General features: G+C 67.4%; 22 protein-coding genes and 3 pseudogenes. 15 read left to right on the top strand and 10 right to left on the bottom strand.

Translation table 11 applies throughout. The features are described 5' to 3' along the window. Positions 1-24: 24 nt before the first annotated feature. From NAM01S_RS06325 to NAM01S_RS06315, 3 genes are read left to right on the top strand one after another with little or no spacing between them, the layout of a single operon-like run. A complete protein-coding gene (locus NAM01S_RS06325) occupies positions 25-471 on the top strand; it encodes a nitroreductase family deazaflavin-dependent oxidoreductase (protein ID WP_067780692.1) in 447 nt (148 codons plus the stop codon). Continuing rightward, positions 468-2,039: an MFS transporter gene (locus tag NAM01S_RS06320; RefSeq protein ID WP_067780690.1), complete on the top strand. Its 1,572-nt coding sequence runs from the start codon at positions 468-470 to the stop codon at positions 2,037-2,039. Before NAM01S_RS06325 ends, NAM01S_RS06320 begins: the two co-directional genes overlap by 4 nt. Before the next feature lie 28 nt (positions 2,040-2,067). Continuing rightward, positions 2,068-2,739, top strand: a complete 672-nt coding sequence (locus tag NAM01S_RS06315; RefSeq protein ID WP_067780688.1) for an MspA family porin — start codon at positions 2,068-2,070, stop codon at positions 2,737-2,739. A gap of 29 nt (positions 2,740-2,768) precedes the next feature. Here NAM01S_RS06315 and NAM01S_RS06310 read toward each other — a convergent pair whose 3' ends face one another. After that, positions 2,769-3,392, bottom strand: a complete 624-nt coding sequence (locus tag NAM01S_RS06310; RefSeq protein ID WP_067780686.1) for a hypothetical protein — start codon at positions 3,390-3,392, stop codon at positions 2,769-2,771. A gap of 197 nt (positions 3,393-3,589) precedes the next feature. Further along, the gene (locus NAM01S_RS06305) at positions 3,590-4,711 is read right to left on the bottom strand and encodes a serine hydrolase domain-containing protein (protein WP_067780683.1); all 1,122 of its coding nucleotides are present in this window, start codon (positions 4,709-4,711) and stop codon (positions 3,590-3,592) included. 411 nt (positions 4,712-5,122) lie between these two features. Between NAM01S_RS06305 and NAM01S_RS06300 the strand changes: the two genes are divergently transcribed. After that, positions 5,123-5,473, top strand: coding sequence for a hypothetical protein (locus tag NAM01S_RS06300; RefSeq protein WP_253798225.1), 351 nt, complete (start codon positions 5,123-5,125; stop codon positions 5,471-5,473). Positions 5,474-5,709: 236 nt separating this feature from the next. Next, complete coding sequence (locus NAM01S_RS06295; protein WP_157107613.1) at positions 5,710-6,168, top strand: hypothetical protein; 459 nt, start codon at positions 5,710-5,712, stop codon at positions 6,166-6,168. Here the strand turns inward: NAM01S_RS06295 and NAM01S_RS06290 are convergent. Further along, positions 6,165-6,992 (bottom strand): LLM class flavin-dependent oxidoreductase, encoded by an 828-nt coding sequence (locus NAM01S_RS06290; protein WP_067780677.1) that lies wholly within the window; start codon positions 6,990-6,992, stop codon positions 6,165-6,167. The genes NAM01S_RS06295 and NAM01S_RS06290 overlap by 4 nt on opposite strands. A gap of 75 nt (positions 6,993-7,067) precedes the next feature. Here NAM01S_RS06290 and NAM01S_RS34785 point away from each other — a divergent pair, with 75 nt between their 5' ends. Both NAM01S_RS34785 and NAM01S_RS06285 read left to right on the top strand, forming a co-directional pair. Further along, complete coding sequence (locus tag NAM01S_RS34785) at positions 7,068-7,208, top strand: hypothetical protein (protein WP_157107612.1); 141 nt, start codon at positions 7,068-7,070, stop codon at positions 7,206-7,208. A 35-nt stretch (positions 7,209-7,243) separates the two neighbouring features. Continuing rightward, positions 7,244-8,188, top strand: coding sequence for a LysR family transcriptional regulator (locus NAM01S_RS06285; RefSeq protein ID WP_067780819.1), 945 nt, complete (start codon positions 7,244-7,246; stop codon positions 8,186-8,188). 377 nt (positions 8,189-8,565) lie between these two features. On the opposite strand, the gene NAM01S_RS06280 is transcribed toward NAM01S_RS06285, so the two are convergent. Beyond that, complete coding sequence (locus NAM01S_RS06280; RefSeq protein WP_067780675.1) at positions 8,566-9,246, bottom strand: nuclear transport factor 2 family protein; 681 nt, start codon at positions 9,244-9,246, stop codon at positions 8,566-8,568. A 289-nt stretch (positions 9,247-9,535) separates the two neighbouring features. Here NAM01S_RS06280 and NAM01S_RS06275 point away from each other — a divergent pair, with 289 nt between their 5' ends. Both NAM01S_RS06275 and NAM01S_RS06270 read left to right on the top strand, forming a co-directional pair. Beyond that, the gene (locus tag NAM01S_RS06275; protein WP_067780672.1) at positions 9,536-10,363 is read left to right on the top strand and encodes an MHYT domain-containing protein; all 828 of its coding nucleotides are present in this window, start codon (positions 9,536-9,538) and stop codon (positions 10,361-10,363) included. Positions 10,364-10,384: 21 nt separating this feature from the next. Next, positions 10,385-11,158, top strand: a complete 774-nt coding sequence (locus tag NAM01S_RS06270; protein ID WP_067780669.1) for an SMI1/KNR4 family protein — start codon at positions 10,385-10,387, stop codon at positions 11,156-11,158. A gap of 18 nt (positions 11,159-11,176) precedes the next feature. Here the strand turns inward: NAM01S_RS06270 and NAM01S_RS06265 are convergent, their stop codons facing one another. Then, positions 11,177-12,943 carry a GNAT family N-acetyltransferase gene (locus tag NAM01S_RS06265; protein ID WP_067780666.1) on the bottom strand — a complete coding sequence of 589 codons (1,767 nt, stop codon included), beginning with the start codon at positions 12,941-12,943 and terminating at the stop codon, positions 11,177-11,179. A 59-nt stretch (positions 12,944-13,002) separates the two neighbouring features. Here NAM01S_RS06265 and NAM01S_RS06260 point away from each other — a divergent pair, with 59 nt between their 5' ends. Continuing rightward, the gene (locus NAM01S_RS06260; RefSeq protein ID WP_067780663.1) at positions 13,003-13,782 is read left to right on the top strand and encodes an alpha/beta fold hydrolase; all 780 of its coding nucleotides are present in this window, start codon (positions 13,003-13,005) and stop codon (positions 13,780-13,782) included. Between the two features lie 184 nt (positions 13,783-13,966). Here the strand turns inward: NAM01S_RS06260 and NAM01S_RS06255 are convergent, their stop codons facing one another. From NAM01S_RS06255 to NAM01S_RS33770, 4 genes are all read right to left on the bottom strand, one after another. Continuing rightward, positions 13,967-14,479 carry a nitroreductase/quinone reductase family protein gene (locus NAM01S_RS06255; protein ID WP_067780656.1) on the bottom strand — a complete coding sequence of 171 codons (513 nt, stop codon included), beginning with the start codon at positions 14,477-14,479 and terminating at the stop codon, positions 13,967-13,969. A 93-nt stretch (positions 14,480-14,572) separates the two neighbouring features. After that, positions 14,573-14,731, bottom strand: a complete 159-nt coding sequence (locus NAM01S_RS34780) for a hypothetical protein (RefSeq protein ID WP_157107611.1) — start codon at positions 14,729-14,731, stop codon at positions 14,573-14,575. A gap of 416 nt (positions 14,732-15,147) precedes the next feature. Further along, the gene (locus tag NAM01S_RS06250; RefSeq protein ID WP_067780653.1) at positions 15,148-15,576 is read right to left on the bottom strand and encodes an NUDIX hydrolase; all 429 of its coding nucleotides are present in this window, start codon (positions 15,574-15,576) and stop codon (positions 15,148-15,150) included. Between the two features lie 15 nt (positions 15,577-15,591). Beyond that, positions 15,592-17,757: a bifunctional SDR family oxidoreductase/aminotransferase class I/II-fold pyridoxal phosphate-dependent enzyme gene (locus tag NAM01S_RS33770; RefSeq protein WP_084482541.1), complete on the bottom strand. Its 2,166-nt coding sequence runs from the start codon at positions 17,755-17,757 to the stop codon at positions 15,592-15,594. A gap of 168 nt (positions 17,758-17,925) precedes the next feature. Here NAM01S_RS33770 and NAM01S_RS06240 point away from each other — a divergent pair, with 168 nt between their 5' ends. The 5 genes and pseudogenes from NAM01S_RS06240 to NAM01S_RS36395 all read left to right on the top strand — a co-directional run. Continuing rightward, the gene (locus NAM01S_RS06240; protein ID WP_067780649.1) at positions 17,926-19,224 is read left to right on the top strand and encodes a helix-turn-helix domain-containing protein; all 1,299 of its coding nucleotides are present in this window, start codon (positions 17,926-17,928) and stop codon (positions 19,222-19,224) included. Between the two features lie 164 nt (positions 19,225-19,388). Next, positions 19,389-19,565, top strand: a pseudogene (locus NAM01S_RS37035) (transposase family protein); the annotation flags it as partial. A gap of 178 nt (positions 19,566-19,743) precedes the next feature. Beyond that, the gene (locus tag NAM01S_RS06235) at positions 19,744-20,268 is read left to right on the top strand and encodes a transposase (RefSeq protein WP_067780646.1); all 525 of its coding nucleotides are present in this window, start codon (positions 19,744-19,746) and stop codon (positions 20,266-20,268) included. A 994-nt stretch (positions 20,269-21,262) separates the two neighbouring features. Next, positions 21,263-21,444 (top strand): annotated as a pseudogene (locus NAM01S_RS37160) (hypothetical protein); the annotation flags it as partial. A gap of 11 nt (positions 21,445-21,455) precedes the next feature. Then, positions 21,456-21,539: pseudogene (locus NAM01S_RS36395) on the top strand (hypothetical protein); the annotation flags it as partial. 180 nt (positions 21,540-21,719) lie between these two features. On the opposite strand, the gene NAM01S_RS06230 reads toward NAM01S_RS36395, so the two are convergent. Continuing rightward, positions 21,720-22,586, bottom strand: coding sequence for a class I SAM-dependent methyltransferase (locus NAM01S_RS06230; protein WP_253798229.1), 867 nt, complete (start codon positions 22,584-22,586; stop codon positions 21,720-21,722). Positions 22,587-22,746 lie beyond the last annotated feature (160 nt).

Below are 22,746 nucleotides of genomic sequence, written 5' to 3'. Positions count from 1 at the left end.
CGCCGCCCCGGAAGGACATAGCTCATGGCAGCGAAGTACCAGGCCGGTCCGTTCCGTAGGGTCCTCAACCGCGCCGTGATGGCGTTGGCCGCGCGCGGCGCGGGACCGGACGGCATGTACATCCTGGAGACCATCGGAAGGCGCAGCGGCCGCGCGCGCCGAAACCCGGTGCGCATCATCGAATTCGACGGAGAGCGATGGCTCGTCTCCCCCTACGGGGAGGTGGGCTGGGTGCACAACGTGCGCGCACGCGACGTCGTGCTGTTGCGCCGCGGCAACGACGAACAGCGGGTGTGGGCGGAGGCGGTGCACGGCGAGCGCGCGGGCCATGTGCTGCACCACTACGTCAAGAAGGCGCCGGTGACGACCCCCTACTTCGACGCCTCACCGCGCTCGGCGCCCGGCGTGTTCACCGCCGAGGCGCACAGACATCCCGTCTTCCTATTGCACGGCTGGAGCGAGACCCCATGACCACCACACGCCCCGTGACCACGGCTTCGGCGGCGCTCGAACCGGTGCGCGATCCGAGCCGGTGGTGGGTGCTGGCCACCGTCTGTGTCGCCACGTTCATGCTCACCCTCGACATCACCGTGGTGAACGTGTCGCTGCCCGCCATCCAGGCCGACCTGTCGGCGAGCTTCGGCGCGCTGCAGTGGGTGGTGGACGCCTACGCGCTCGGTATGGCCGCCTGCCTGCTCACAAGCGGCTCGCTGGCGGATCGGGTTGGCAGGCGCAGCCTGTTCGCCGGTGGTCTCGTGGTGTTCACGGCGGCGTCGGTGGCGTGCGGCGTCGCGGGAAGCCCTCTGCTGCTGAATCTTTCGCGCGGCGTCCAGGGCGTCGGCGCGGCCGTCCTCTACGCGGTCGGCCCCGCGATGCTCGCCGCGGCCTTCACCGGCAAGGAACGCGGTACCGCGTTCGGCCTGTTCGGCATGGTGACGGGAATCTCCGTCGCCGCCGGTCCGCTTGTCGGCGGTGCGCTCACCGAAATCGATTGGCGCTGGGTGTTCTATCTGAACGTGCCGACCGGGCTGCTGGCGTTGCTCGTGGTGCTGGCGAAGGTGCCCGAGAGCGCACGACGGGGCGGCAGGCCGGTGGATCGCGCCGGGCTCGTGCTGTTCTCGGCGGCGCTGTTCCTGTTGGTGTACGGGATCATTCGCGGTCCGGTGGTCGGATGGACGGCGGGTTCGACCATCCTGTGCTTCACCGGCTGCGTCGTGCTTGTCGCCGCGTTCGTGCTGGTGCAGCGCCGCGGCAGGCATCCCATGCTCGATCTGGGGCTGTTCGCCAACCGCACCTTCGACGCCCTGTCGGCGGCGACGTTCGTCCTGAATTTCGCTGTGATCCCGGTGATTCTGTTCGGTGTGCTGTGGATGCAGGGCGTGCTCGGCCACTCGGCCATCGAGACCGGTCTGCGCTTCCTGCCGCTCACCGTGATGCTGCTGGTGGCGGGCGTGCTCGGCGGCGTGTTGAGCGTGCGGGTCGCGACCAACCGGTTGATCGGCGCGGCGCTGATCCTGACCGGTATCGGGTTCCTGCTGCTGAACGCCATCGGCCCCGAGGACGACTGGACCGCCGCCCTTGTGCCGTTCCTGGTCGCGGGCATCGGCATGGGGTTGTTCAATCCGCCGCGGGCCAACGCCTCGGTCGCCATCGTCGCGCCGGAGGACTCCGGCATGGGCTCGGGGGTGAACGAGACCTTCCAGCAAGTGGGTTCGGCGCTCGGCGTCGCGGTGCTCGGCGCGGTCGCGCACGCGCGGATCGCCGACAGTCTGTCCGGGCAGCCGGTGCCCGCCGCCGCGGTGGACGCGGTCGCGGCCGGATCCATCGACCGGCTCACCAACGAAACCTCCGCCGCGCACGCGGCCGAGTTGACCGACGCCGCGCACCGGGCGTTCGTGTCCGGCCTGCACGCCGTGGCGACCATCGGCGGGCTGGCCAGCGTGATCGTCGGCGCCGCAGCACTTTTCCTGATCCGCCGCCAGGATTTCGTCCAGGATCCCGCAGCGCCCGAACACGACGACGCACCCGCCCTGTCCTGACGGGCGGGGCCGAGATCGAAGGGGAATCATGAACTGTCGCAAACAGATCGGACGAGCCACGGCGGTGGTGGCGACGGGTGTCGCCGCCCTGGCCTGCGGCACCGCGGGTGCCGACGTGGTGGTGCCGCTACCCGGCGCCCACCAGGTGCAGACGCTCATGGACGGGACGGTGGTCACCGTGCGCCTCACCGGCGAATCGGTGACCATCAGCCCCTCGCTCGGCGCAACGCCGCTGCACCGCAACGCCTGGGTGTCCGGCAGCGCGCACGTCGAGGTGACCGGCGCGGGCGACCGGCCAGGCGGCAAACTCATCCCCGGCTACACCGTCGGCTGCCAAGTGGACATCTCCGGCGGCGCGATGGAAGGGGGCGTGGAAGGCGGGCTCAGCTGGCGCGACGGGCAGAACGTACGCCCGAACGTCGGCGCGGAGTCCGGCGGCGCGCTCTCGCTCGGCCCAGGCCAGACCCGCTCGTTCTATCTGCTGGATGTCGAGGTCCCCGACGACTTCGGCAACGAAGACCACAAGCCCGTCAACCGTTTTCGCGGCAACACCGCCTCGGTCACCTGGGCCGACTCCACCATCGCACTGACCGGATGCGCGGGCTACGCCCAAGCCCGAGCCTTCATCCGCGTGGAAATCGAAACCGCGAACGTCGCGTCGCACCTCACCGTCTGGGGCGCACCGTTCAGCCTCGGCTGAGCGCCGAGCGATCGGGTGCCGGTCGGCCATCACTCACCGGCCGCGGCGCGGTCCCTGCCCTCCTCGAAGAACGCCAGCAACCCGGCGACGGTGCCCACCTGCGCACGCGGGCGCAGCGCGCCGAACGGCGCGTTCCAGAATGCGCCGGTGCGCGGTGTCCACGGCCCGACATACGCGTACGGACCCGGATGCGACGAATCACCGGGCGACACACCGAAATTCACCTCGTCCAGCGTGCTGGACAGGTCGAAGTGCTCCGGCCACAGCACCGGGGTGACGTCGGGCGCGAGGCAGCGCAGGGCCGCGTCCCCGGTGGCGAACCAGTCGGCGATCACGGCCGCGGCCTTCTCGTCGACGCGGATCTCGTCGTCGAGACCGCGCCCGCTGGATTCGGCGTACACGCCTTCCGGTGCGCCCGGCTCGAGACCCGCGGCCTCCGCCAACTGCCGGTAGGTGCCGGTCAGCGGTACGCGACCGGTCGGCCCGATCAGGCTCGCGCCGACCACCGACACCGGTAGCCGCGCCCCGCCGAAACCGCCGAGCACCACCCGTAGCCGGATCGTCCCGTCGCGCCGGTACTGCGGCCCGGCGATCAGCAGCTCCGCCGTGCCGTGCAGGGAGTTCCTGGTCTCGCGGTACGTCGCCTCGTCCACTCCCGCATCATTCCCCGCCGCGGATCGGCGCACAGCGGTTTCGCCGCATCGTGCCCCGCTTACCGGAGCAGTCGACCCCGCCCTGGGCTCCCATCGATGCGTGGCGCCCGCCGCGACATCGGCGCTTGCGCAGGCCGGGAACCGCTCCGGGTTTCGGCCGGAGGCGCTTCGCTCGGAATCGGCGTTCCGAGCGGCACTCACCGGGCGAGGTCGCACAGGACCATGTCGATCACGTCCTGCACTCCCCCGCGCGGAGCGAGCGAGGCGACGAGGGTGGGGAGCTGATTCATCGCGATGGTGACCGCGTGCCGCTCGGTGGCCGCACCCACCACGCTGCTGCCCGCGATGGAGCCGCCGTGGCCCCACGTCTCGATGCCGCACCGATTCACCCTGCGGAACAAGCCGAGTCCGATCTCCTGGTCGAGCAGCGGCACCCCGCTCGGAATCGTCGTGCGCATCTGCTCGAGTTGTGCTGGCGCGACCACCTGGCCCGTGATCAGCGCCATGAAGAAGCGGTTCAAGTCCCGTCCGGTGGCGACCATCGCGCCGTCGGCGAGTCCCCAGTTCGGATCGATATCGGTGATGTCGACGCGTTCCGCTCCGACGACGAGATAGTTGCGCGGATGCGGTCCACGCACCACCTGCTCGACCGGATACAGCGGCCAGTAGGTCTCCTGCAGGCCGAGCGGCAGGATGATCCGCCGCGTCACCTCGACGCCGACGGGAAGGCCGGTCAGCCGTTCGATCAACGAGCCGATGATCAGATAGTTGGTGTTCGAGTACCCCCATCGGGCACCCGGCTCGAACTCCGCGGGCCGGTCCAGCGCGGCTCGGATCAGCTCGGACGCCGGGCGATACCGCTGCATGCCTGCCACGCTGTCGAGATCCACCTCGTTCAGGTAATCGGGGATACCGCTGGTGTGCTGGAGCAGATTGCGCACGGTGATGCGGCGACCGTCGCCGCCGGGTCCGGTGACCTCGCCGGGCAAATAGGCATCGATCGGCGAATCCAGCACGACGCGCCCCTCGCCTACCAGTTGCAAGGTGACAGCGGCCACGAACGACTTCGTGTTGCTCGCGATGCGTAACCGCGCGTCGTCGGGGAACGGGGCTCCGGTGCCGATATCGCCCACCCCGCTGTTGAGCCGCATCTCGCCCGCGTCGCCGCTCACCACCAGCTGCGCGCCCGGCACCCCCGAGGTGAGAACGACCCGATCGAACTCCGCCTGCCAGTTCGCGCCCGGTTCCGCGCCGACGGGACTCGCCGCGGGCCACACCATCGACACGACCAGAACGGCCGCCACCGCGAACCAGCGCACGATCTCCCCTCTCCCCCGATCCCACCGCGATCGCCCGGCTCGATGCCTGCGATCCCGGAGATCGGATACAGAGCGAAATGCCTCGGACATCTGTCTCACGCTTTGATTCGAACAACCGTATGAACGGCCCGCCGCTCGCGGACCGACCGATCCGACACACCCACTCCAGCCTCCCTCATGTCGAGCGTTCGAGATAGTCCCCTCCGGTCGGCGGCTTCCGACCCGCCGGTCAGCTAGGCCCGTGACATCGGCCCGTTTCCGACGTTGATCGGGACCACAGCGTCGCGGAGCTTGCTCGAAGCCGGTCGCCGGCGGAGATGAGCCGGAGCACTGTCCTCCGGTTTGTAACGACGCACGGTGGGCGATCGATGGTCAAGCGACAGTGAAGCAATGCGGCAGAAGGGATTTCGGATGAGAAGGACGACAGCCATCGTGGCCGCCACCGCGGCTTCGGGTTTCGCCACGGTGCTCGGATCCGGTGCGGCCCAGGCCGCGCCGCAGGACTGCGCTGTCACGCGGGACCTGGTCGGCGCGACGGCGAAGTGCCACGACGACGGACCCCCTGGGCGGGAGTACGCCCTGATCGTCGAGTGCTTCGGCCTGCACGGCGTGCCCAACGCCTTTCCGCTCATGGCCATCGGCCCTTACCAGGGGTCGTGGAGTGGTTCCTTCGGCCCGTCCGGCCAGGGCACGGCCTCGTGCTTGGGCCCGATGAGTATCGGGACCGCTACCAACGCCTACGTAACGATCTACCGAGACTGATCCATCACGCGGCGTCGACCGCGACAGCTCGAACAATTCGAAATCCCTACTCGCACAGTCGCTCCGGCAGCGACTGCGATCGAGGCTGGGCTCTACCAGGAGACACTGTGACCCGAACTGCTCTACTCGCTGCCGTTACGGCCACCATCGCGCTATCTCTCACGGCGTGTGGTGGTGAAAGCGAATCCGATCCCGGGACGTCGGCCTCTGGCACCGGTGCGGCCACGGTGACCGCTGTGCCGACCGCATCATCCGCCGCGCCGACCACGGTTCCCGCCGCGCCGACCACGGTGCCCGCCGCGGAGAAGCCGCCGACACCCGCCCACGGGGGCACCGAGCCCGTTTCCGCACCGACGCCCGAACCCTCGGCCGCGCCCGCACCGCCGCAGACCGCGGCGCCGGTGGCCGATCCCTGCGCTGAGGTGACTCGCGAGTACCTGATCACCACGTTGCGAATGACGGGGCTGCCTCGGTATCCCTTGGCCGATCTCCAGCAAGCACGATGCAGTGGCACCTTCGCCTCGGCGATGGCCCAGCCGGAGGGCACTCTGCACCCGGTCATGTACCTGTTCGAGTACTCCGAGCAGAACGGCCACACGCACTGGCGCGTCATCGATGTCGGAGAGGCCCTCGACTGCGTGAACAGGCACGGCGTTCCCGCCAACGTGGGCAGCGCGATCGGCTGCGCCTCCTAGATTCGCGAGGTCTGGTCTCGACGTCCGGCTAGCTCGGCGACGACCGGAGCGAACCTCTCGGCGAAGTCGGCGCCGAAGACGAAATAGGAGAAGCCGATCTCCTCCCGTCGCCGCTGGATTTCCTCGGCGGCGGCCGTCGGATCATCCGGAAGGATGGTCAGTGCGTCCGCCGCGCGAAGCGCAGCGGGGTCGGTGGAGGGGTGCGCCATGTGCGGCGCGACAGAGTCACCGATCACCCCCACGGCGAGCGCGAGCTCGACCTTCCCGCTGAGGCGGAAGTCGCGTGCCAGCCGCTCGACTTCGCCCCGAGGGTGATCGCCCAGCGCGAAGGTGACCGTGTCCGCGACCTCGGCCGCCAACGCCCTGGCCTTCGGACCGAATACCGCCATAGCCACGGGCGTGTGACGGTCGGGACCGTCGAGATCCCGCAGCCTCTCGACGGTCTCCCTGACCTGTGCCAGCCGCTCGTTCGGCGGCGGCACGGCGGGCATTCCCTTGTCGCGCAGCTCGTCCTCGATACCCGGTCTGCCGGTGCCGATACCCATCTCGAAGCGCCCCTCGGTCAGCAGCGACAGCGAGTGCGCTTCCCACGCCGTCAGCCAGGCGGGCCGAAACGGAGAGGCGTACACCCACGTGCCGACGCGCAGGTCGGTCAAGGCGGCGGCGGTGGCCAGCATGGGCCCTGGCGCCGGTTGCATCAGCGGGAAGTCTGGAACCAACAGCGTCGAGTAGCCGATGTCGGCGATGCGGCGCACGCGATCCCGCCACGTCGGGACGTCGGACCTGAGCGGGGCAACGACCCCGAAGCGGAACGGCTTCGTCATACCTGGACTCCTGTCGTTCGGTCTATCCAGAGGACCCGACGGCGGATTCGCCCGAAATTCATCGGTGCAGCGGAGATGTATCCGCTTCGCGGCTGCTCCGCTCGGCTCGAAGGCCTGATCGAGACGCTGATCGGTGGTTTCGTCGTGCTCGGCAGCCTCGGCTACGGCATCGTGGTGATCGCTCGCGTCCGCGAACTCCACCGGGAGAGCTCCTAGCGTCGGTGCGCGGCCACTTGTCGGAGGAGGTGGCGGTGGATCCCGATCTCGCGGCGGTGCGCGCGTTCGTCGCGGTGGCCGACGAGGGACAGTTCGGCTACGCCGCGGACGTGCTCGGCATCACCCAGCAGGCGGTGTCCAAACGCATCGCGAAGCTCGAAACACAGCTCGGCGCAGTGCTGTTCGAACGCGGACGCGAAAGTACCGTCCCGACAGCGGCGGGCGCCCGACTGCTGCCGCACGCGCGCACCCTCCTCGCGGCCTCGCACGCCGCGGTACGCGCGGTCCGAGACGAGGTGCGGCCGTTGCGGGTGGCGGTGCTCGGCAAGCGCATGGCCGCCACCGAGCTGATGGATTTCTATCTCGCGCAACACCCGCACATCGGCACCGAGATCGTCATCTCCAACACGATCACGACCTCGCGGGACGCCCTGCGCGACGGACACGTCGACGCCGCGTTCGCCCGCGTCCACGGCGGTCCCGTCCCGCTCGGACCCGACATCATTTCCGCCCCAGCCTATTTGGAGCCGCTACACCTGTTGGTCGGCAAGAACCATCCGTTCGCGGGCCGCACCTCCGTGACCTTACGTGAGGCCGCCGGCTACCCGGCGTGGGTGCCGGGAGCCGCGGTGCCGTCGGAATGGGCCGACTTCTACCGAGATCTCGCCGCCTACAGCGGAATTCGCATCGACACCGGCGGACCGCTGGTAGGCCTCGCCGAGATCGTCGAACGCATCGCGGACTCGCCGTCGTCGATGACCTTCACCGGCGACGGCGCACGCACACCGTGGCATCCCCACATCCGCCGCGTCACCATCCTCGACCCGACGCCCGCCTACCCCCTTGCGCTCCTATGGTCCGCACGCAACCCGCACCCCCAACTTCCCCACCTCGTCGAGCACGTCGCACAAAACTACAACCGCGACACCGCCGGGCAGAGCTGGATCCCGGACGCCGACCGCCCACTGTTCATGTCCTGAACACGGAGGTGGAGCCGCACCGAGGCGAGGCCCCACCGCTTCGCGGGTCGATCATCATGCTCGTCCCCTCCGCGCGCCGATGTCTACGGTTCGAATCGTGTTCGCGCGCACACTCGTTACTTACTCGGAAGACGGGAGTCGACGGCCGCGGTCGGACTGACCGCGTGCGCGCCGATCGACGCCACCCTCACCAGATGGCCGCTGTCTCGCGCGAGGGAAGCGGGAGGGCGGCCGCGATGCCGTGCAGCCGACCCCGGATGTTGAAGTCGATCATCCGATCTCATTCGTCGACCAGGCCCGCGCCCAGCCGCGACAGCGGCATCACACCGCGTTGGCGACCAGGACGTCGAGTGATGTCGCGCCCCGGCTCTGACCGGCTACGACTTCGAGCCGGTGACCGGGCAGCCGTGGGCCAGGGGGCCGAGCAGCGTGCTGTTGTCGTAGAAGTGTTCGAGCTCGAGGATGCGGAGGTCGTCGCTGACTCTGGCGATTGTGACGCCGAACATCTCGATCAGCTCGCCGGTGGGCTGGTGTTCGCGGTACGGGCCGTCGTAGGTGCCCCAGTGTCGCCAGCGGAAGGTGACATTCGGCGGGCCCGCCATCACTTCCAGTACCTCCCAGAAGAATCCGTTCGGCATCGCGGTGTGGAAAATGTGGTGCGAGCTCTCGAAGGTCTCGTTCTCGGCGTCGTAATACGGGTTGTCGCCGATCAGGATGTTGTAGCTACCGATCCGCGCGAATTCCTCGGCGTCCTGCCACGGTCCGCCGTTGACGCGGCCACGGTAGTGTTCGGCCACGAGCGAGACCCAGGTCGCCGGATCCTTCTTGTGTGAGACCTCCATCTCGAAGACCCGGACCAGGTCTTCGACGATCGCCTCGAGCGACCCCGGCGCGTGCTGGGTGGTTCGCTCGCGCGGGACGGTGAGCTCGGTCAGGTGGTAGTCGGGCGCTCCGTTGCGCCAGTCCTCGGGCTTGGCCGCCGCGACCACGGCATCGCGGCCTCGCAGCCACAGCGGTGTTTCCGCGGCCGACGTCGAATCTGTTGCGTCAACTGTCATTTCGTTCTCGTCCCGTAGGCTGTGTCGGACGCGAAGACGTTAGCAGCAGTCCATCGCCCACGAAAGCTATTGCGCAACTGAGACATCGGCTCGACCGTGCGTGCGATGGGCACGCACGGAGGCGTCGTCGTCGATGGTCTCGGAGCTGCCTTCCAGCGAACCGCCATGTGACTGAAGCCACTGTCCCCGTTGATGCTTTGCGGCACCCCCGGCCGGACCTCACCGTTAACGTGAGGGCCGACAGACTGCTTCGAGGTTCACGACCAAGCCGGTCGGTAGCGGGGATCGAGTGCTGCATATTTACCACTTCAGTTACGGGTGGCTGACGCCCGTGCTGGCCTATCTCATGTCCTTCGTCGGATCACTGCTCGGATTGCAGTGCGCCGCCCGCGCCCGTGCGGGTGAGCACCGGGCGCTCTGGCTCGGACTGGCCGCGCTGGCCATCGGTGGCACCGGCATCTGGGTCATGCATTTCATTGCGATGCTGGGGTTTTCGATCCAGGACGCGCAGATCCGCTTCGACGTGCCGATCACGCTGTTGAGCGCGGCCACCGCCATCGTCGTGGTCGGCATCGGCTTGACGCTCGTGCAGGCGCCCCGGCCGCGTCCTCTGGCGCTCGGGGCGGGCGGCGCGATCACCGGCCTCGGCGTCGGCGGTATGCACTACACGGGCATGTACGCGATGAGATCCGACGCGACGATCGGCTACGACTGGCGGGTCGTCACTCTGTCGCTGATGATCGCGGTCGTCGCCGCCACCGCGGCGCTGTGGTTCACCGTGCACGTGCGTGGCATGGCCGCCGCCGTCGGCGCGGCGTTGATCATGGGCGTCGCGGTCTGCGGCATGCACTACACCGGTATGGCGGCTATGCACGCGCACCGCGGCCATCACGGCACCCCGCCGGGCACCGACCCGCTGGCCATGCTCGCACCGCTGATCGTCGTCATCAGCCTGGTCACGATGCTGTTGCTCATCGCGGTCAGCCTGACCTCGATCGAACGCGACATCGATCTTCCGCCCCTGCGGCCAACCGCCGTGCGTCCGGTCACCGACGACATCGCCCCTCCACCGAAAGGTTCGCCTTCCGGAACCGGATACCCCCGGTCGGGCGGGTGATCCAGGTGCCCGCAAGCCTGGATGACACCGCACACGTTCGCGCCGAAATCGCTGATCGTCGTCTCGAAACAGATAGCCACAGTGCGTCTTTCGGAGATCGACGAGCTCGAAGCGCGGATGGGCATTGCGATGCCACCCGGGTATGCCGACCTCCTCACAACATACGGCGAAGGCACCGTGTGCAACGAGCTGAATCTATGGGCGCCGGCACGTATTCGGGCGAGCATCGATGAAGCACGGACGATGTGGGCGGAGGACTGGTTCTGGGAGCACCCGGATTTGGCGCAAGCCGACTTCGCCGCGGGAGTGCCGGTCGGCGATTCCGCCAACGGTGACCAGCTGGTGCTGATTCCAGAACGTGGGCTTGTCATGCTGCCGCGCCATTCGGATGACGCCATCGAAGTGGGTGCCTCGTATACCGATGCCGTGCATTGGTTCTGCACCTCGGGCCGGCTTGTCGCAGCGTGTTCAGTCCTGTGGTTCGAATCCTGGGCACCGCTGCGCTACTACGAGAGCTGGCGCGGTAAGGGGCCCAGCCGGGTACGGGACGCGGTCGCCGCAGTGGACCTGCACGTCGCACAAGATGGCTTGCACTCGAAGGTGCGAACGTTCCTGATCCCGGCAATCGGCGGCGGTGTGGTTGTCGCGGAGACCTTCGGCGGTGACGATGTGCACGTAGATGTGTGTTTCGAGCCGGGATGTATGCCGACCTATGCACGGATCGAGGCTGCCTTGCTGGCCGTCGGAGCGATCAGAGTCTCGCGGTGGAGCTCGGACCCGACGGAGCGGGTCTGAGCGAGCGGCGGGGATCCGTCAGAGCGCCCGCTTCAGCCCGACGTGACTGTTGTCGTACCCGAGCCGTGCATAAAAGGCGTGAGCCCGCTTGCGGACCCGGTCTGTGGTGACCTGCGCGAGTGTCGCACCTCGGTGCCTGCCGTGGTCGTGCGCCCACTCGAGCATCGCGGTTCCGATGCCGCGAGAGCGTTCCGAGGCAGCGACCCGAACTCCCTCGATCTGGAGGCGGGTGGCGCCGCCGCGGGACAGCCCCGGAATGATGGTGAGCTGCATGGTGCCGACGATCCTGTCGCCCTCGTCCCGGACCACGGCCAGATAGTGCGAGGGATCCCTGGTGACGGCGTCGTACGCCTCCTCGTAGCGGGCAATTTCGGAACCTTCACGGGTACGGCCGATCTCGTCATCGGAGAGCAGCGCGACCAGCGCCGGCACGTCGGAACGCCGCGCCCGCTGCACACGATAGATCCGGTCGCCGAGTCGGAGCCGACCACCGACCGAAGCCCGTGCCCGTGACTGCAGCCGGGCGATCAGCGTGTCCAGCCAGGCGCCAACGTGCCGCCGGGCCTCGGGAGTGTCCGGGTACCGGCAGCGCAGGTGCAGCCCCGCCTCGTCGAGGACGAACCAGAGCATCACGCCGTCGGTCCGAATCGTCGCGCCGACGTATTGCGCCTCCAATCCGGTCGCGTCGACTCGCACCGGCAGCCGACGCAGGTCCAGCCACGAAATCGCGAACATCCCCGGCACCTCGGGCATCCCGCCCCACGGACGCAGGATGTCCTCCAGCGGCCAGGAGCCCATCCGGACGGCCTCCTTCACCGCCTCGGCACAGGCACGGGGATCGGAGTCGGCCGATTCGAGCACCGAGTTGGTGATGAACCACCCCACCGAGTCGTGCCAGGTGGCGTCATACCGACTGTGCACCGGAAACACCGCCCGCAGTGCGGTGCCGGCCAACTCGCGGGTCACCTCGGTCATCGCACCCACCACCAGCGCCAAGGTCGAGACGCCGTCGTCGCGGGCCTGCGCCGAGAACGCGGCGCTGTCATCGACATCCAGGACATCGCGCACCTCCACGCGCTCCTCCTGCAACGTCGCCTCACCCAGCGACAGCGGGAACCGTGGCATCACATCGCCGCTGCCCGCCAGCACCTCTGCCCAGCGGCGGTGCACTTCGGCGGGCGCAGGCGGGCGGTCCCGCAGCGAACGGGTGTGCTCCGCGAAGGCGGGTACGGGCGGCAACGACGGTGAACGACCCTGCTGCACCGCGGCCAGCGCGGCGAGCAGGTCACGCGCGATCACCAGCATCGACCACAAGTCGACGTGCGAGTGGTCGGCGGCGACCACCACGGTCGGCCCTACCGCGGTCTCCAGCACACATAGCCGGTGCGAAGGACGACCGTACGGCGAACAAGCACGGTCGAGCACGGCGCGGAGCGCATCGTTGACTGCCTGCCCAGGAGCGATCACATGCTCGACCCAACCGCCAGGGCGGATATCGACCTCGTGCAGCCGAGGCTCGCCGTCCTCGCCCGGCACGAAGATCGACCGCAGCGTGCCGTGCCGCTCGATCACCGCCAGCCAGGCGGTCGCGAGCTCGTCGGGCGGTACCGGCGCGGAGAGCCTGAAGGACAACGCCATCCAGGATCCCGGTCGGTCGCCGGCGCCGACGTGGCGTCGCTGATCGAAGGACACGGGAAGTGACCGGCCCACCCGACTCACGGTGACGTCGAAGCCCAGCAGGCGGCCGAACGGCAGGCGCAGGTGCGCGACGTTGGTCAGCCGCATGACGGTATCCTAGGCTCCTTCCCGAGCGATCGCCGTCTCACCAGCACTCTGGAGCCACCGTGCCGACCTTCCGCGTTCCCGGCGCCGACCTCGACGTGGAACTGAGCGACGAGGGCGGCCATCCCGTCGTCCAACTCCACGGCCTCACCTCCAGCCGCCACCGCGACCGTCTGATGGACCTCGATCTCGGTCGCGGACTCAGCCGAACCCGATTGCTGCGGTACGACGCGCGCGGCCACGGCCACTCGACGGGTCGTACCGTCCCCGAGGACTATCGGTGGCCAGTTCTGGCCGATGACCTGCTGAACCTGCTCGACCACTGGTTCCCCGGTGAGCAGGTGCACGGTGTCGGTCCTTCGATGGGTACCGGGACACTGCTGCATGCCGCTGTCCGCGACCCTGGCCGATTCGCCGGCCTCACCCTGCTGGTGCCCGCGACCGCTTGGCGCACCCGCGCCGCGAAGGCCGACATCTACAAGAACAATGCCCGCTTGATCGAGGAGCAGGGACTCGACGCCTTCCTCCGTGCCGATCTCACCGCGCCTCGCCCGCCGGCCACTCTCGGAACGCCGAAAACCGTGCCGGATGTCGCCGAGCACCTACTGCCCTCACTGCTCCGCGGGGCAGCGATGAGCGACCTGCCCGCCCCCGAGGCGATCGCCGCGATCAAGGTGCCGACCACAGTGTTGGCCTGGATAGACGATCCCGCCCATCCGGTGTCGACCGCCGAGGCGCTGGTGGACCTGCTGCCGAAGGCCACACTGGAGGTGGCGCACACACCGGCCGATCTCGCTCGCTGGCCGAGCATCCTGTGCGAGGACGTGGCACGACACGGGTAGGCACGACGCCCTTGCGATTCGTTCTGGGGCCAACCGACCGAACCGCGCTGACCGAACCGGCCATCGCGGAGCATCGGAAGATCAACTGGCCGTGCCGATCCGAGGCCGGCGGATCCTGGTGTAGCTGCGCGGCCCGGTGTCCGCCAATGTCGGCACGCCGCCGCTGTAAGGTTCCTGGAAGCGCTCAGCCCTCGCCGTCGAAGGTCAGCAAGACCAGTGGAATCGGCCGGTCGACCTTGGACTGGAAATCCGCGAGCAGCGGGTTGTTGGCCAGCACCCAGGCCGCGAACTCGTCGTAGTCCTCGGCTTCGAGCACCTTGCCGGTCGCCTGGTAGGTCTTGTCTCGGAGTTCGACGGTGACCTGCGGATTCGCCTTGATGTTGTACCACCAGGCCGGGTACTTGTCCTCGATGAACGAACTCACGTACATGGTGTCGCCCCGGTACAGGGGTCCCAGCGGAGTCGTGTGCCGCTTGCCGCTCTTGGCTCCGGTGGTGGTGAGCAGGATGAGGTCCCCGCCCGCGTAAGCGCCACCCACCTTGCCCGAGTTTTCCCGGAACTCCTTGATCACATCATCGTTCCAGTCGGCAATGCCGCCTTCCTGGTCCCACGCCTGGTTCCACGGCGCGTTCGGATCGTTGGAGTCGGTGATGTCGGCCTGATCCGGCTGTCCCGCAGTCGATTCGATTTCGCTCATAGTTCGAGTATGTCGGGGAGATAGGACAGTGCCGGTCCTAATTCACCGAGAAATAAAGCATCCTGAAATGCCGAGTTCAGCGAGTCGGCAGGATCAGCCGCAGACCAGGAGCAATTCAAAGGCACTGTGCAGGTCGGGCTCATCGAAGATCTGAAGCTCGCAGCCCGATGCGGTGCGGTCCCAGACAAGGTAGTGGACAGCCAGATAGCGCAAATCGCCCCAGGGCTCCTGCGCGTGGACTCGCGCGAGCACGCGGCCGCACCGCACGCAACCTCGGGCCGGCTTGTCGCAGCGAGTTCTCGGACCCGACGGTCTCGGATCTTCGCGGGGCAGGGGATGGTTGAGAGGTCAGCGGCCCGGACGTTCTGGAACCGGTCTGACCGCCGCAGTGTTACTCCCCTCTCAGCCCGCCTCGCCGACCTTGGCCATAGTCGTCTGGATGGTGCTGCGCCGCAGGCCGAGCCGGATGTGTCGTCCGGGCTGTAGAAATCCCTAGCCGCCTTTACCGCGGGCATCCGGAATCCCGAGTTCATCGCGGCCCGATCCTGACGAGATCGCGCCCGAACCTGCTGAGCCGCGGGACCGGCAGAGGCCTCGGCCCAGCAGAGTTTTCGGAACACAGCGGTATATCCGAGCCTGTTGGCGACCGGATTCGGGTGACCGAGCCATCAGGCAGACGTCAAGGAGCCGAAATACGTTTCGAGAATTGCATTGTCGCCGTAGGCAAGCGGGGTTCTCTCGGCATCGTCGCGGGAGAACCATCGCAACGCCTGGCCCTCTGTGAGCGTCACGTCCTCGATGTCGAAGTCGGCGGCGGCTGTGAAGGTGTGCTCGATGCCGAAGTCGAGGTCCCGTGTGCACAGGTGCGTCACCTTGGCCGGGTCGAGCTGGAAGCCGATCTCATTGGCGTTATCGATCAGCTCCTCGGCGATCTCACGAACGATGCACTCGAGCGGGGTTTCACCGGGCTCGAGCATCCCACCGAGCAGACTCCACATGTTCGGGTAGAGAATGTCCGGCTTGTCATCACGCAGATACAGCAGCACCTGGCCGTGCGAGTTTACCAAAATGATCTGCGTGCCTTCCTTTTCAGCCATTGAGCTGTCGTCCTTTCAGCGTTGGTAGGCGGTGGCAATCTTGCGGACCGCAGCGGCGACGTCATCGACCTCGGCGTCGGTCATCGCGGGGTAGAGCGGCAGGCTGAGGATTCGGTCGGACACCCGGTGGGCGATCGGTGCGGTGTCGGCCGTCATCGCGTGTTCGCGCTGATAGTACGGCTGGCGGGTCAAGGCGATGAAGTGAATGCCGGTGTTGATGCCCTCTTCACGCAGCGCGACGATGAACTTGTCGCGGTCGATTCTGAGCCGGTCGAGTTCGAGATCGATGATGTAGAGATGGTGGGCGTGGCGCACACCAGGACGACGGTGCAGTGGTCGTACACCGGGCACGTCGGCCAGAAGCTGGTCGTAGCGGTCGGCGTAGGCGGCGCGGATGGCGATGAACTCATCGAGTTTGGGCAGTTGGTGTAAGCCGAGGGCCGCCGACAGATCGGGCATGTGGTACTTGAACCCGGCCATGTATTGCTGCCAGTGCGGAGAACCGTTGGCAGAGTAGCGTTTCCACGCATCACGGGAGATGCCGTGCATGACCAACATCCGTGCGGTCTCGGCGAGTTCGTCGTCGTCGGTGACCAGCATCCCACCCTCACCGCAGGAGAGGTTCTTCGTCGCGTAGAAGCTGAAGCAGGTCATCGGCGACCATTGTCCGATGCGGCGACCCTCCTGCTCGGCACCCAGGGCGTGCGCGGCGTCTTCGATCACCATCAGCCCGTGTTGGATCGCCAGCTCGGCGATGGCGGCGATGTCGGCGGGCTGCCCGCCGATATGCACCGGAACGATCGCCTTGGTGCGCTCAGTGATCACCTTCGCGATCGCTTCCCGGGTCACCATCAGCGTGTCCGGGTCGACGTCGGCGAACACCGGTGTCGCGCCCGAGTGGACGATGACGTTGCCGGTTGCGGGCCAGGTGATCGGCGAGGTGATCACCTCGTCTCCGACACCGATCCCTGCAGCGACGAGCGCGGTGTGCAGCGCGCCGGTGCAGGAGTTGGTGGCAACCGCATGCCGCACGCCGACGTAGTCGGCCACCATCTGCTCGAATCGTTTTGTGCGCGGCCCGGTCGACAGCCACCCCGACCGCAGCGTCTCCACGATCTCGCGCTCCTCCTCAGGACCGAAGGACGGCAGCGCGAACGGCAATGGGGTGCTTCGGATCGGCACACCACCATCGACGGCCGGGACGACCAGCTGGCGACGCAGGCTCGCTTCGCTGGAAAACGCCGCATCCGACGCCACGGCGTCCAAACGGCCGGGCTCGGCACGGAACCAGTCGCGCACCTCCCGGATTCCAGCGGCGATCGAGCGCAAGGCGACAAAGCCGGTGGCGGTGGCGAACGCGGCTCCATCGAGCCGATAGTTGCGTAAATCGCGTGGGCCGCCGCTGAATTCGACGTTAACTCCCGCGCCGAGCTCACCGGCCACGGTCCGCGCGAGGGTACGAATGCGAATGTTCTCGCCGACCACGTTCCAAACCGGCGCGACGGGCAGCGCGTCGTCGGGCATCTCGATGCAACGCAAGTAGGCAGCCGCCGCATCGCGCACGTGCAGCATCGGCCGCCATTGCGTGCCGTCGCCATCGACACGAACTTCCCCCTTGGCCAGACCCCGATGCACCATGGCGTGCACCGCGAGATCGATGCGCATGCGCGGTGACACCCCGAACAGTGTGGAGATGCGCAGCGAGATCGGTGTGAACGTCTCAGAGGCGAGCTCGGCGATGGCCTGCTCGGCGGCCTGTTTGCTGCGGGCGTATTCCGAGTGCGGCGCTAGCGGCGAGTTCTCGTCCAGCATGGTGTCTGCCGCACCGTAGACCGCTGCGGTGGAAGCGTGCACGAACCGACGCACTCTGCGGTCACGGGCGAGAACGGCGAGACGGTGCGTGCCGCCGTGATTGACGGCGCTGGTCCACCGCCGGTCGAGATGGCCAGCGGGGTCGTTGGACACCGCCGCCAGCGCGACCACCGTATCGATGCCATCGAGCAGCTCGGCGGGCATGCTGCGCACATCGCAGTTCTCGATGCGCAAGTTCGGGTGGGCATCCAGGGCGGGACCGTGCGGGAAGGTATCGATGGCGACCACGCTGTGGCCGTGTTCGAGTAGTTCGGGGACCAGGACCGAGCCGACATATCCGGCGGCTCCGGTGACCAATATGGCGTTCACGGTTTCTCCTTGGCGAGGTCGGGACCGTACGCATCAAGGGGATCGGTGAAAGTGTGTGTGAACCAGGTGATCACACGAGCCGTCACAAACCGTCACCACCAGCCCACCACCGGGCCTATCGTGGGAACCATCGGATCCGGCAGCGGCTCGAGCAGGGTGGGGATCGGTATGCACGACACAGGACGGCCCACGCTGGGTGCGATGCTGGCCCAAGCACGCATCGACGCCGGGCTGACCCAAGAAGCCGTCGCGACACAATGCCGCGTCAGCCGTTCCTACGTGGGACACATCGAGGGCGGCCGGGCTACCCCGGATCGGTGGTTCTGGATGGCGGCTGATGCGGCAGTGCGTGCTGGAGGGGCGCTGGTGAACGCGTTCGACGCGCACGCCGGTCGCCAGTTCACCGTCGACCAGCCGGTCGACCTACACCAACTTCCCCTCGACCTGAAGGCGTGGATCGACATGAACCGACGTGAACTGCTGGCATTCCTCGGCGCCGCCGGGTCTCTGCCCGCCGCTGCGGTGCTGGCGGGGCTCGACGATGCCGCACGAGCGCGGATCGGCCGCGCCCTCGGCGGCCGAGTCGATGAAGCCACCATTACGCAGCTCGAAGCGGTATGCGACGTGACCGCCCAACAGTACGAGGCGTTCGGCCCGCGAGCAGTCGCCGCGATCCGCAACGAACAAGCAGAACTGGTGGAGACGCTACTCCCGGACTGCCCGACCAAGCTCAAACCACGACTGTTCGCCGTACGTGCACAGCTGGCACGGGTGATCGGCTGGCAGGCATACGATGCGGGCGACATCCGGGCGGCGACATCGCATTACGAAGTGGCTCGCACCGCTGCCGACGACGCCGGAGATCCGGCACTGACCGCGCTGGTGCTGTGCAATGCCTCGCTTGCCGCAACCCGTGAGGGGCGACCCGGGCTCGGTGTCGACCACGCCGCCGCTGCCCGCTGGTGGGCCGAGCAAGCCCAAGATCGACTGCTAGCCGCCTATGCCCTGGACATGGCGGCCGAGGCCCACGCCGAACGCGGAGAAACACGCGAATGCCGCTCGGCACTCGCCGAGGCCGACGACCTCATCGCCCACGCCGACGCCACGCTGCCCACCTACGTGTTCGATCCGGCAATCCACGCCGGATTCAGCTCGGAATGCCTGGTGAAACTCGGTGACAAACAACCCGCCGTCGACGCCGCCCGCCGTTGTGTGGACCTGATCGACCCCTCCTATGCCCTCTCGCGCGGATTCGCCGACATCGGACTGGCCGCCTCCCTGTGCCAAGCCGGACACATCGAGGAATCCGCCGCCATCACAGGCGCGACGAGCACGATCGCCACCGCGTATGGGTCTGCACGGTTGGCCACCGAGGTCCAAGCAACCAGAGATGCGCTGCACGCGGCGGCTCCCACCTCCCCGGCTGTCCGGGAGCTGGACGCACAACTGGCGACCGTCCGCGCTTGAAACAATGGATTGTCGAGTTCGGTGAGATTCTGGATCTGGCACAGACTTCGTGATTGACCCATTCGGGATGCGAAGGGGCGGATGATAGATCATCATGTCGCGGGTGTTCTGATCTTGCTCCGCTGAGGGTCCTGTTCCCGCATCTTGACGGTCTGCAGATCAAGGTGATCAGAGCGGCGGGTTCGACGGTACGAATCGAGGCCGCTACCGGTGTGGATCCGGTTGGCTGCCCCGCCTGCGGGACGCCGTCCGGGCGAGTCCACAGCCGCTATCAGCGGCGGTTGTCCGACACCTCGATCACCGGCCGCGAGGTCCTGATCGAGCTGCGGGTCCGCAGGCTGTTCTGTGACAACTTCGATTGCGGCAAAACAACTTTCGCCGAGCCGATACCGCGGCTGGCGGCCAGGCACGCTCGCCGGACACTAATCTTGCAGCGGGCGTTGTGCGCGGTCGCGCTGGCACTGGGCGGGCCGCGCTGGAGAGCGGCTGACCCGGCAGCTGGCCGCGACCGTGAGCCGGATGACGTTGCGCCAGATCCGGGCGTTGTCCGATCCGCTGTATTCGGTTCCGCAGGTGCTGGGCGACGACGACTTCGCCCTGCGTCGCGGGCACCAATACGGAACGATCCTGATAGATATGCAGACCCGCCGCCCGATCGAGGTACTCGGCGATCGGACCGCCGAGACCCTCGCGGCGTGGTTGCGAGCCCACCCGGGCGTGGAGATCGTCTGCCGGGACCGGGCCGGTGCCTACGCCGAGGGCGCTGCCGCTGGAGCGCCACAGGCGCTGCAGGTGGCCGATCGATGGCATATCTGGCACAACCTCGGCGAAGCGGTCGAGCGCACCGTGGCACGTCACCGCGCCGACCTGGCCGCCGCGACCGCCGATCCCAAGCCACAGAACCGGCCCGACATCACCGAGATCGCCGCCGAAATACATTGCGGGCCTGTTGCGCCCGACCAACGGCAGGATCGCACAGCGGTGCGCACTCGACAGCGGTGTGCCCAGGTCCATGTGCCCGATCCAGCATTGGCGCGATGTTGACACCCCGTGCTATCGAGACGTTGGGAGGGGCTTTTGCCGACTATCCCTGGTTACGTCATGTGGTGGCATCCGAACGAGTGAGCGCGATGCAGCGGCTGTTGGTAGGACACGTCGGGTTGAAACACGGTCGGGTCTGGGTCGCCGACGATGGTGACGCGGTGGCGGTGTGGACGCATCCCGACACGGACGGGGCTGCGGCTATCGGTGCAAGGCAAGGGTTTTGGTAAAGCCATCGTATTGCCCGGCATGCAAGCCGCCGAGCAGGCCGGTGTCCCTGCGTTTCTGGAAACCTCGGATGAGCGCAACCTACAGTTCTACCGGGGCACCTGACCTTGCACCGCGTGCGCGTCTATGGTCATGAAGCCCCAACCTTCGGGAGGTAGCCGGGTTCAAGAATGAGTCGGCGGAATATGGAAGCGCTCGTGATTGTGGAAGCGGCCGTGGTCATGAATGCAACTGGGGTCACTGACGCGCAACCCGTTGCGCACGCGCGTCCCCTCATCGATGCAAAAGCCGTCATCCCGAGTCGGCGGCGCCTCGGCAGTCGCCGTCACCGCGCTCGGCGCCCCAATCGCCGCGGCAATCAGCGCTACAACCAGGGTGCGGCGTACCGGCGCGGCAGTCGCGGGAATTGATCGCCCCATTGGGTTCCTTCCGTTGCGGGATCTCACACCGTTCTATCAGCGCACGCAGCATGGCAACACCCGCCGATTCCAGGGGCGACTCGACGGTCATCGACCGCGGCCCCTTCCTCATCGACCGGTCAGATCCCGGTCCAGTACGGCGAGTTGGGCTCGCACCTGTGCGTACAGCGACGAATCTCGTTCCAGCGACAAGATAGGCCGCCCACGTCGCGGCCGTCTACGGAGGCTATCCACCAGCCGAGGATGGCCGGGTCTCGAGATTTGAGGACGGCGGCGCGCAAGCGAGCACGGAGAGATTCGCGGACTCAGACGACGTCGGGTGCGCGGGAGGTGGGCAGGAGTTGGTCTCGGTAGCGGCTGATAGCCGGGGCCTGCGCCGCGACTTCGATGCTGTCACTGCGGGTTTGACGCTGCCCTGGAGCAGCGGACCGGTCGAGGGACACGTCAACGGATCAAGATGATCAAACGCCAGATGTTCGGCCGAGCAAAACCGGATCCCGGTGGTTTCGGTCGAACTTTGACCCGCCCGTGACGAATCATGAGGTGCTCAACGTGGAGGACTGGGCGGAGATCCGTCGTTTGCATCGGGCCGAGGCGATGCCGATCCGGGCGATAGCCCGGCATCTGCAGGCAGAGCTCATCAAGCTCGGCCGGACAAAGGCGACAGCTACCGGCTCAAAGACCGCGACCTCGGCCGCGTCCCCGCCGCGAAGACCAACGATTGAACGCTCGAAATGCGGCGCTTCCGGATACACCATATGAGCGGGATCGCCGCTGTGCTGCTTCGACGGTGCGAGACCGCGGTGGTTAGCCGGTCTGTAGGACGAAGAACAGGAAGCCCAGGAAGCTGTCGCCGATGACTTCGCGAAACACCTCGGGAAATAGGTCGCGGGCTGTAGGCGCGGGTGGCGGTTCGCTGATGACAGTGATGCGGAAGCCTGCCGCAGTGAAGGCGTCGGTCATCGCGTGCAGTGGCCGGTCCCAGAAACTCAACCGGGTGGTCTGCCCGCCCATGGTCCACTCTTCGATCCGCTCGCGCGTCCGGAAGTAGTCGGTCTTCTCCCCGGCCGAGCGCTCGGCGATCCAGATGGCGAACGGATGCTCAACCGAGGCAATGAACCGACCGCCTGGCTTCAGGACGCGTCGCAGCTCGGTGAGCGTCGGCCCCCAGTCCGGCAGGTAGTGCAGCGCCAGGGATGCGACGACGTCGTCGAACGCGTCGTCGGGAAATGGCAGCGGGCACGCGAGGTCGGCGATCCGCAGGTCCGCGTCGGCGCCCAAGCGCTGCCGAGCCTGCTCCAACATCCCGGCACTCGCGTCGATACCGGTGACGATGGCGCCCCGATCGCGCAGCTCAGCGAATAGTGGACCGGACCCACACCCGGCGTCGAGAATCCGCCGACCGCTCACGTCCCCGGCGAGCTCCAGCATCGCCGGCCGCTCGTAATAGGCGTTCAGCAGGCTGTTCTCGTTCTCGGCGGTATACCCCTCGGCGATGCTGTCATAGCTGGACGTCCGCGCGGGATCGACGGGAAGCGCCGTGCCTTCCGGAACTGGAGTCATGGGCCCCATGCTGCCATGCTGGCATGCGCTCGCGTTGTAAAGCCATGTCAGACAACCATTCTGACTATTCGACGACCACCCACTACGCGGCTGGTGCGCCCTCCGATTCATTGGCAACCACCACCTGGATCAACAACGAAGGCGAGGGCCGACATCCTCGCGCTCATCGGCATTACCGCGCGTTCGACAATAGGTGGGTCACCGCTGAACCGGACCAGGCGGGTCAGAGTGGGTGGCAGCCCGTTCGAGCCGGGCCGAGTCCGAGGGGAGT

This window comes from Nocardia amikacinitolerans NBRC 108937, assembly GCF_001612615.1.
In the GTDB taxonomy this organism is placed as follows: domain Bacteria; phylum Actinomycetota; class Actinomycetes; order Mycobacteriales; family Mycobacteriaceae; genus Nocardia; species Nocardia amikacinitolerans.
This window is presented reverse-complemented; position numbering and strand designations above follow the sequence as displayed.

Excerpts from the sequence above, each read along its gene's own strand:
- NAM01S_RS06235 (WP_067780646.1), top strand. The coding sequence starts at position 19,744 with ATGACGTTGCGCCAGATCCGGGCGTTGTCCGATCCGCTGTATTCGGTT.
- NAM01S_RS06240 (WP_067780649.1), top strand. The coding sequence starts at position 17,926 with ATGCACGACACAGGACGGCCCACGCTGGGTGCGATGCTGGCCCAAGCA.
- NAM01S_RS06230 (WP_253798229.1), bottom strand. The coding sequence starts at position 22,586 with ATGAATCGGAGGGCGCACCAGCCGCGTAGTGGGTGGTCGTCGAATAGT.
- NAM01S_RS06250 (WP_067780653.1), bottom strand. The coding sequence starts at position 15,576 with ATGGCTGAAAAGGAAGGCACGCAGATCATTTTGGTAAACTCGCACGGC.
- NAM01S_RS06325 (WP_067780692.1), top strand. The coding sequence starts at position 25 with ATGGCAGCGAAGTACCAGGCCGGTCCGTTCCGTAGGGTCCTCAACCGC.
- NAM01S_RS06290 (WP_067780677.1), bottom strand. The coding sequence starts at position 6,992 with ATGACGAAGCCGTTCCGCTTCGGGGTCGTTGCCCCGCTCAGGTCCGAC.
- NAM01S_RS06270 (WP_067780669.1), top strand. The coding sequence starts at position 10,385 with ATGACACCGCACACGTTCGCGCCGAAATCGCTGATCGTCGTCTCGAAA.
- NAM01S_RS34785 (WP_157107612.1), top strand. The coding sequence starts at position 7,068 with ATGTATCCGCTTCGCGGCTGCTCCGCTCGGCTCGAAGGCCTGATCGAG.
- NAM01S_RS06265 (WP_067780666.1), bottom strand. The coding sequence starts at position 12,943 with ATGCGGCTGACCAACGTCGCGCACCTGCGCCTGCCGTTCGGCCGCCTG.
- NAM01S_RS06315 (WP_067780688.1), top strand. The coding sequence starts at position 2,068 with ATGAACTGTCGCAAACAGATCGGACGAGCCACGGCGGTGGTGGCGACG.
- NAM01S_RS06280 (WP_067780675.1), bottom strand. The coding sequence starts at position 9,246 with ATGACAGTTGACGCAACAGATTCGACGTCGGCCGCGGAAACACCGCTG.
- NAM01S_RS06300 (WP_253798225.1), top strand. The coding sequence starts at position 5,123 with ATGAGAAGGACGACAGCCATCGTGGCCGCCACCGCGGCTTCGGGTTTC.
- NAM01S_RS06255 (WP_067780656.1), bottom strand. The coding sequence starts at position 14,479 with ATGAGCGAAATCGAATCGACTGCGGGACAGCCGGATCAGGCCGACATC.
- NAM01S_RS06320 (WP_067780690.1), top strand. The coding sequence starts at position 468 with ATGACCACCACACGCCCCGTGACCACGGCTTCGGCGGCGCTCGAACCG.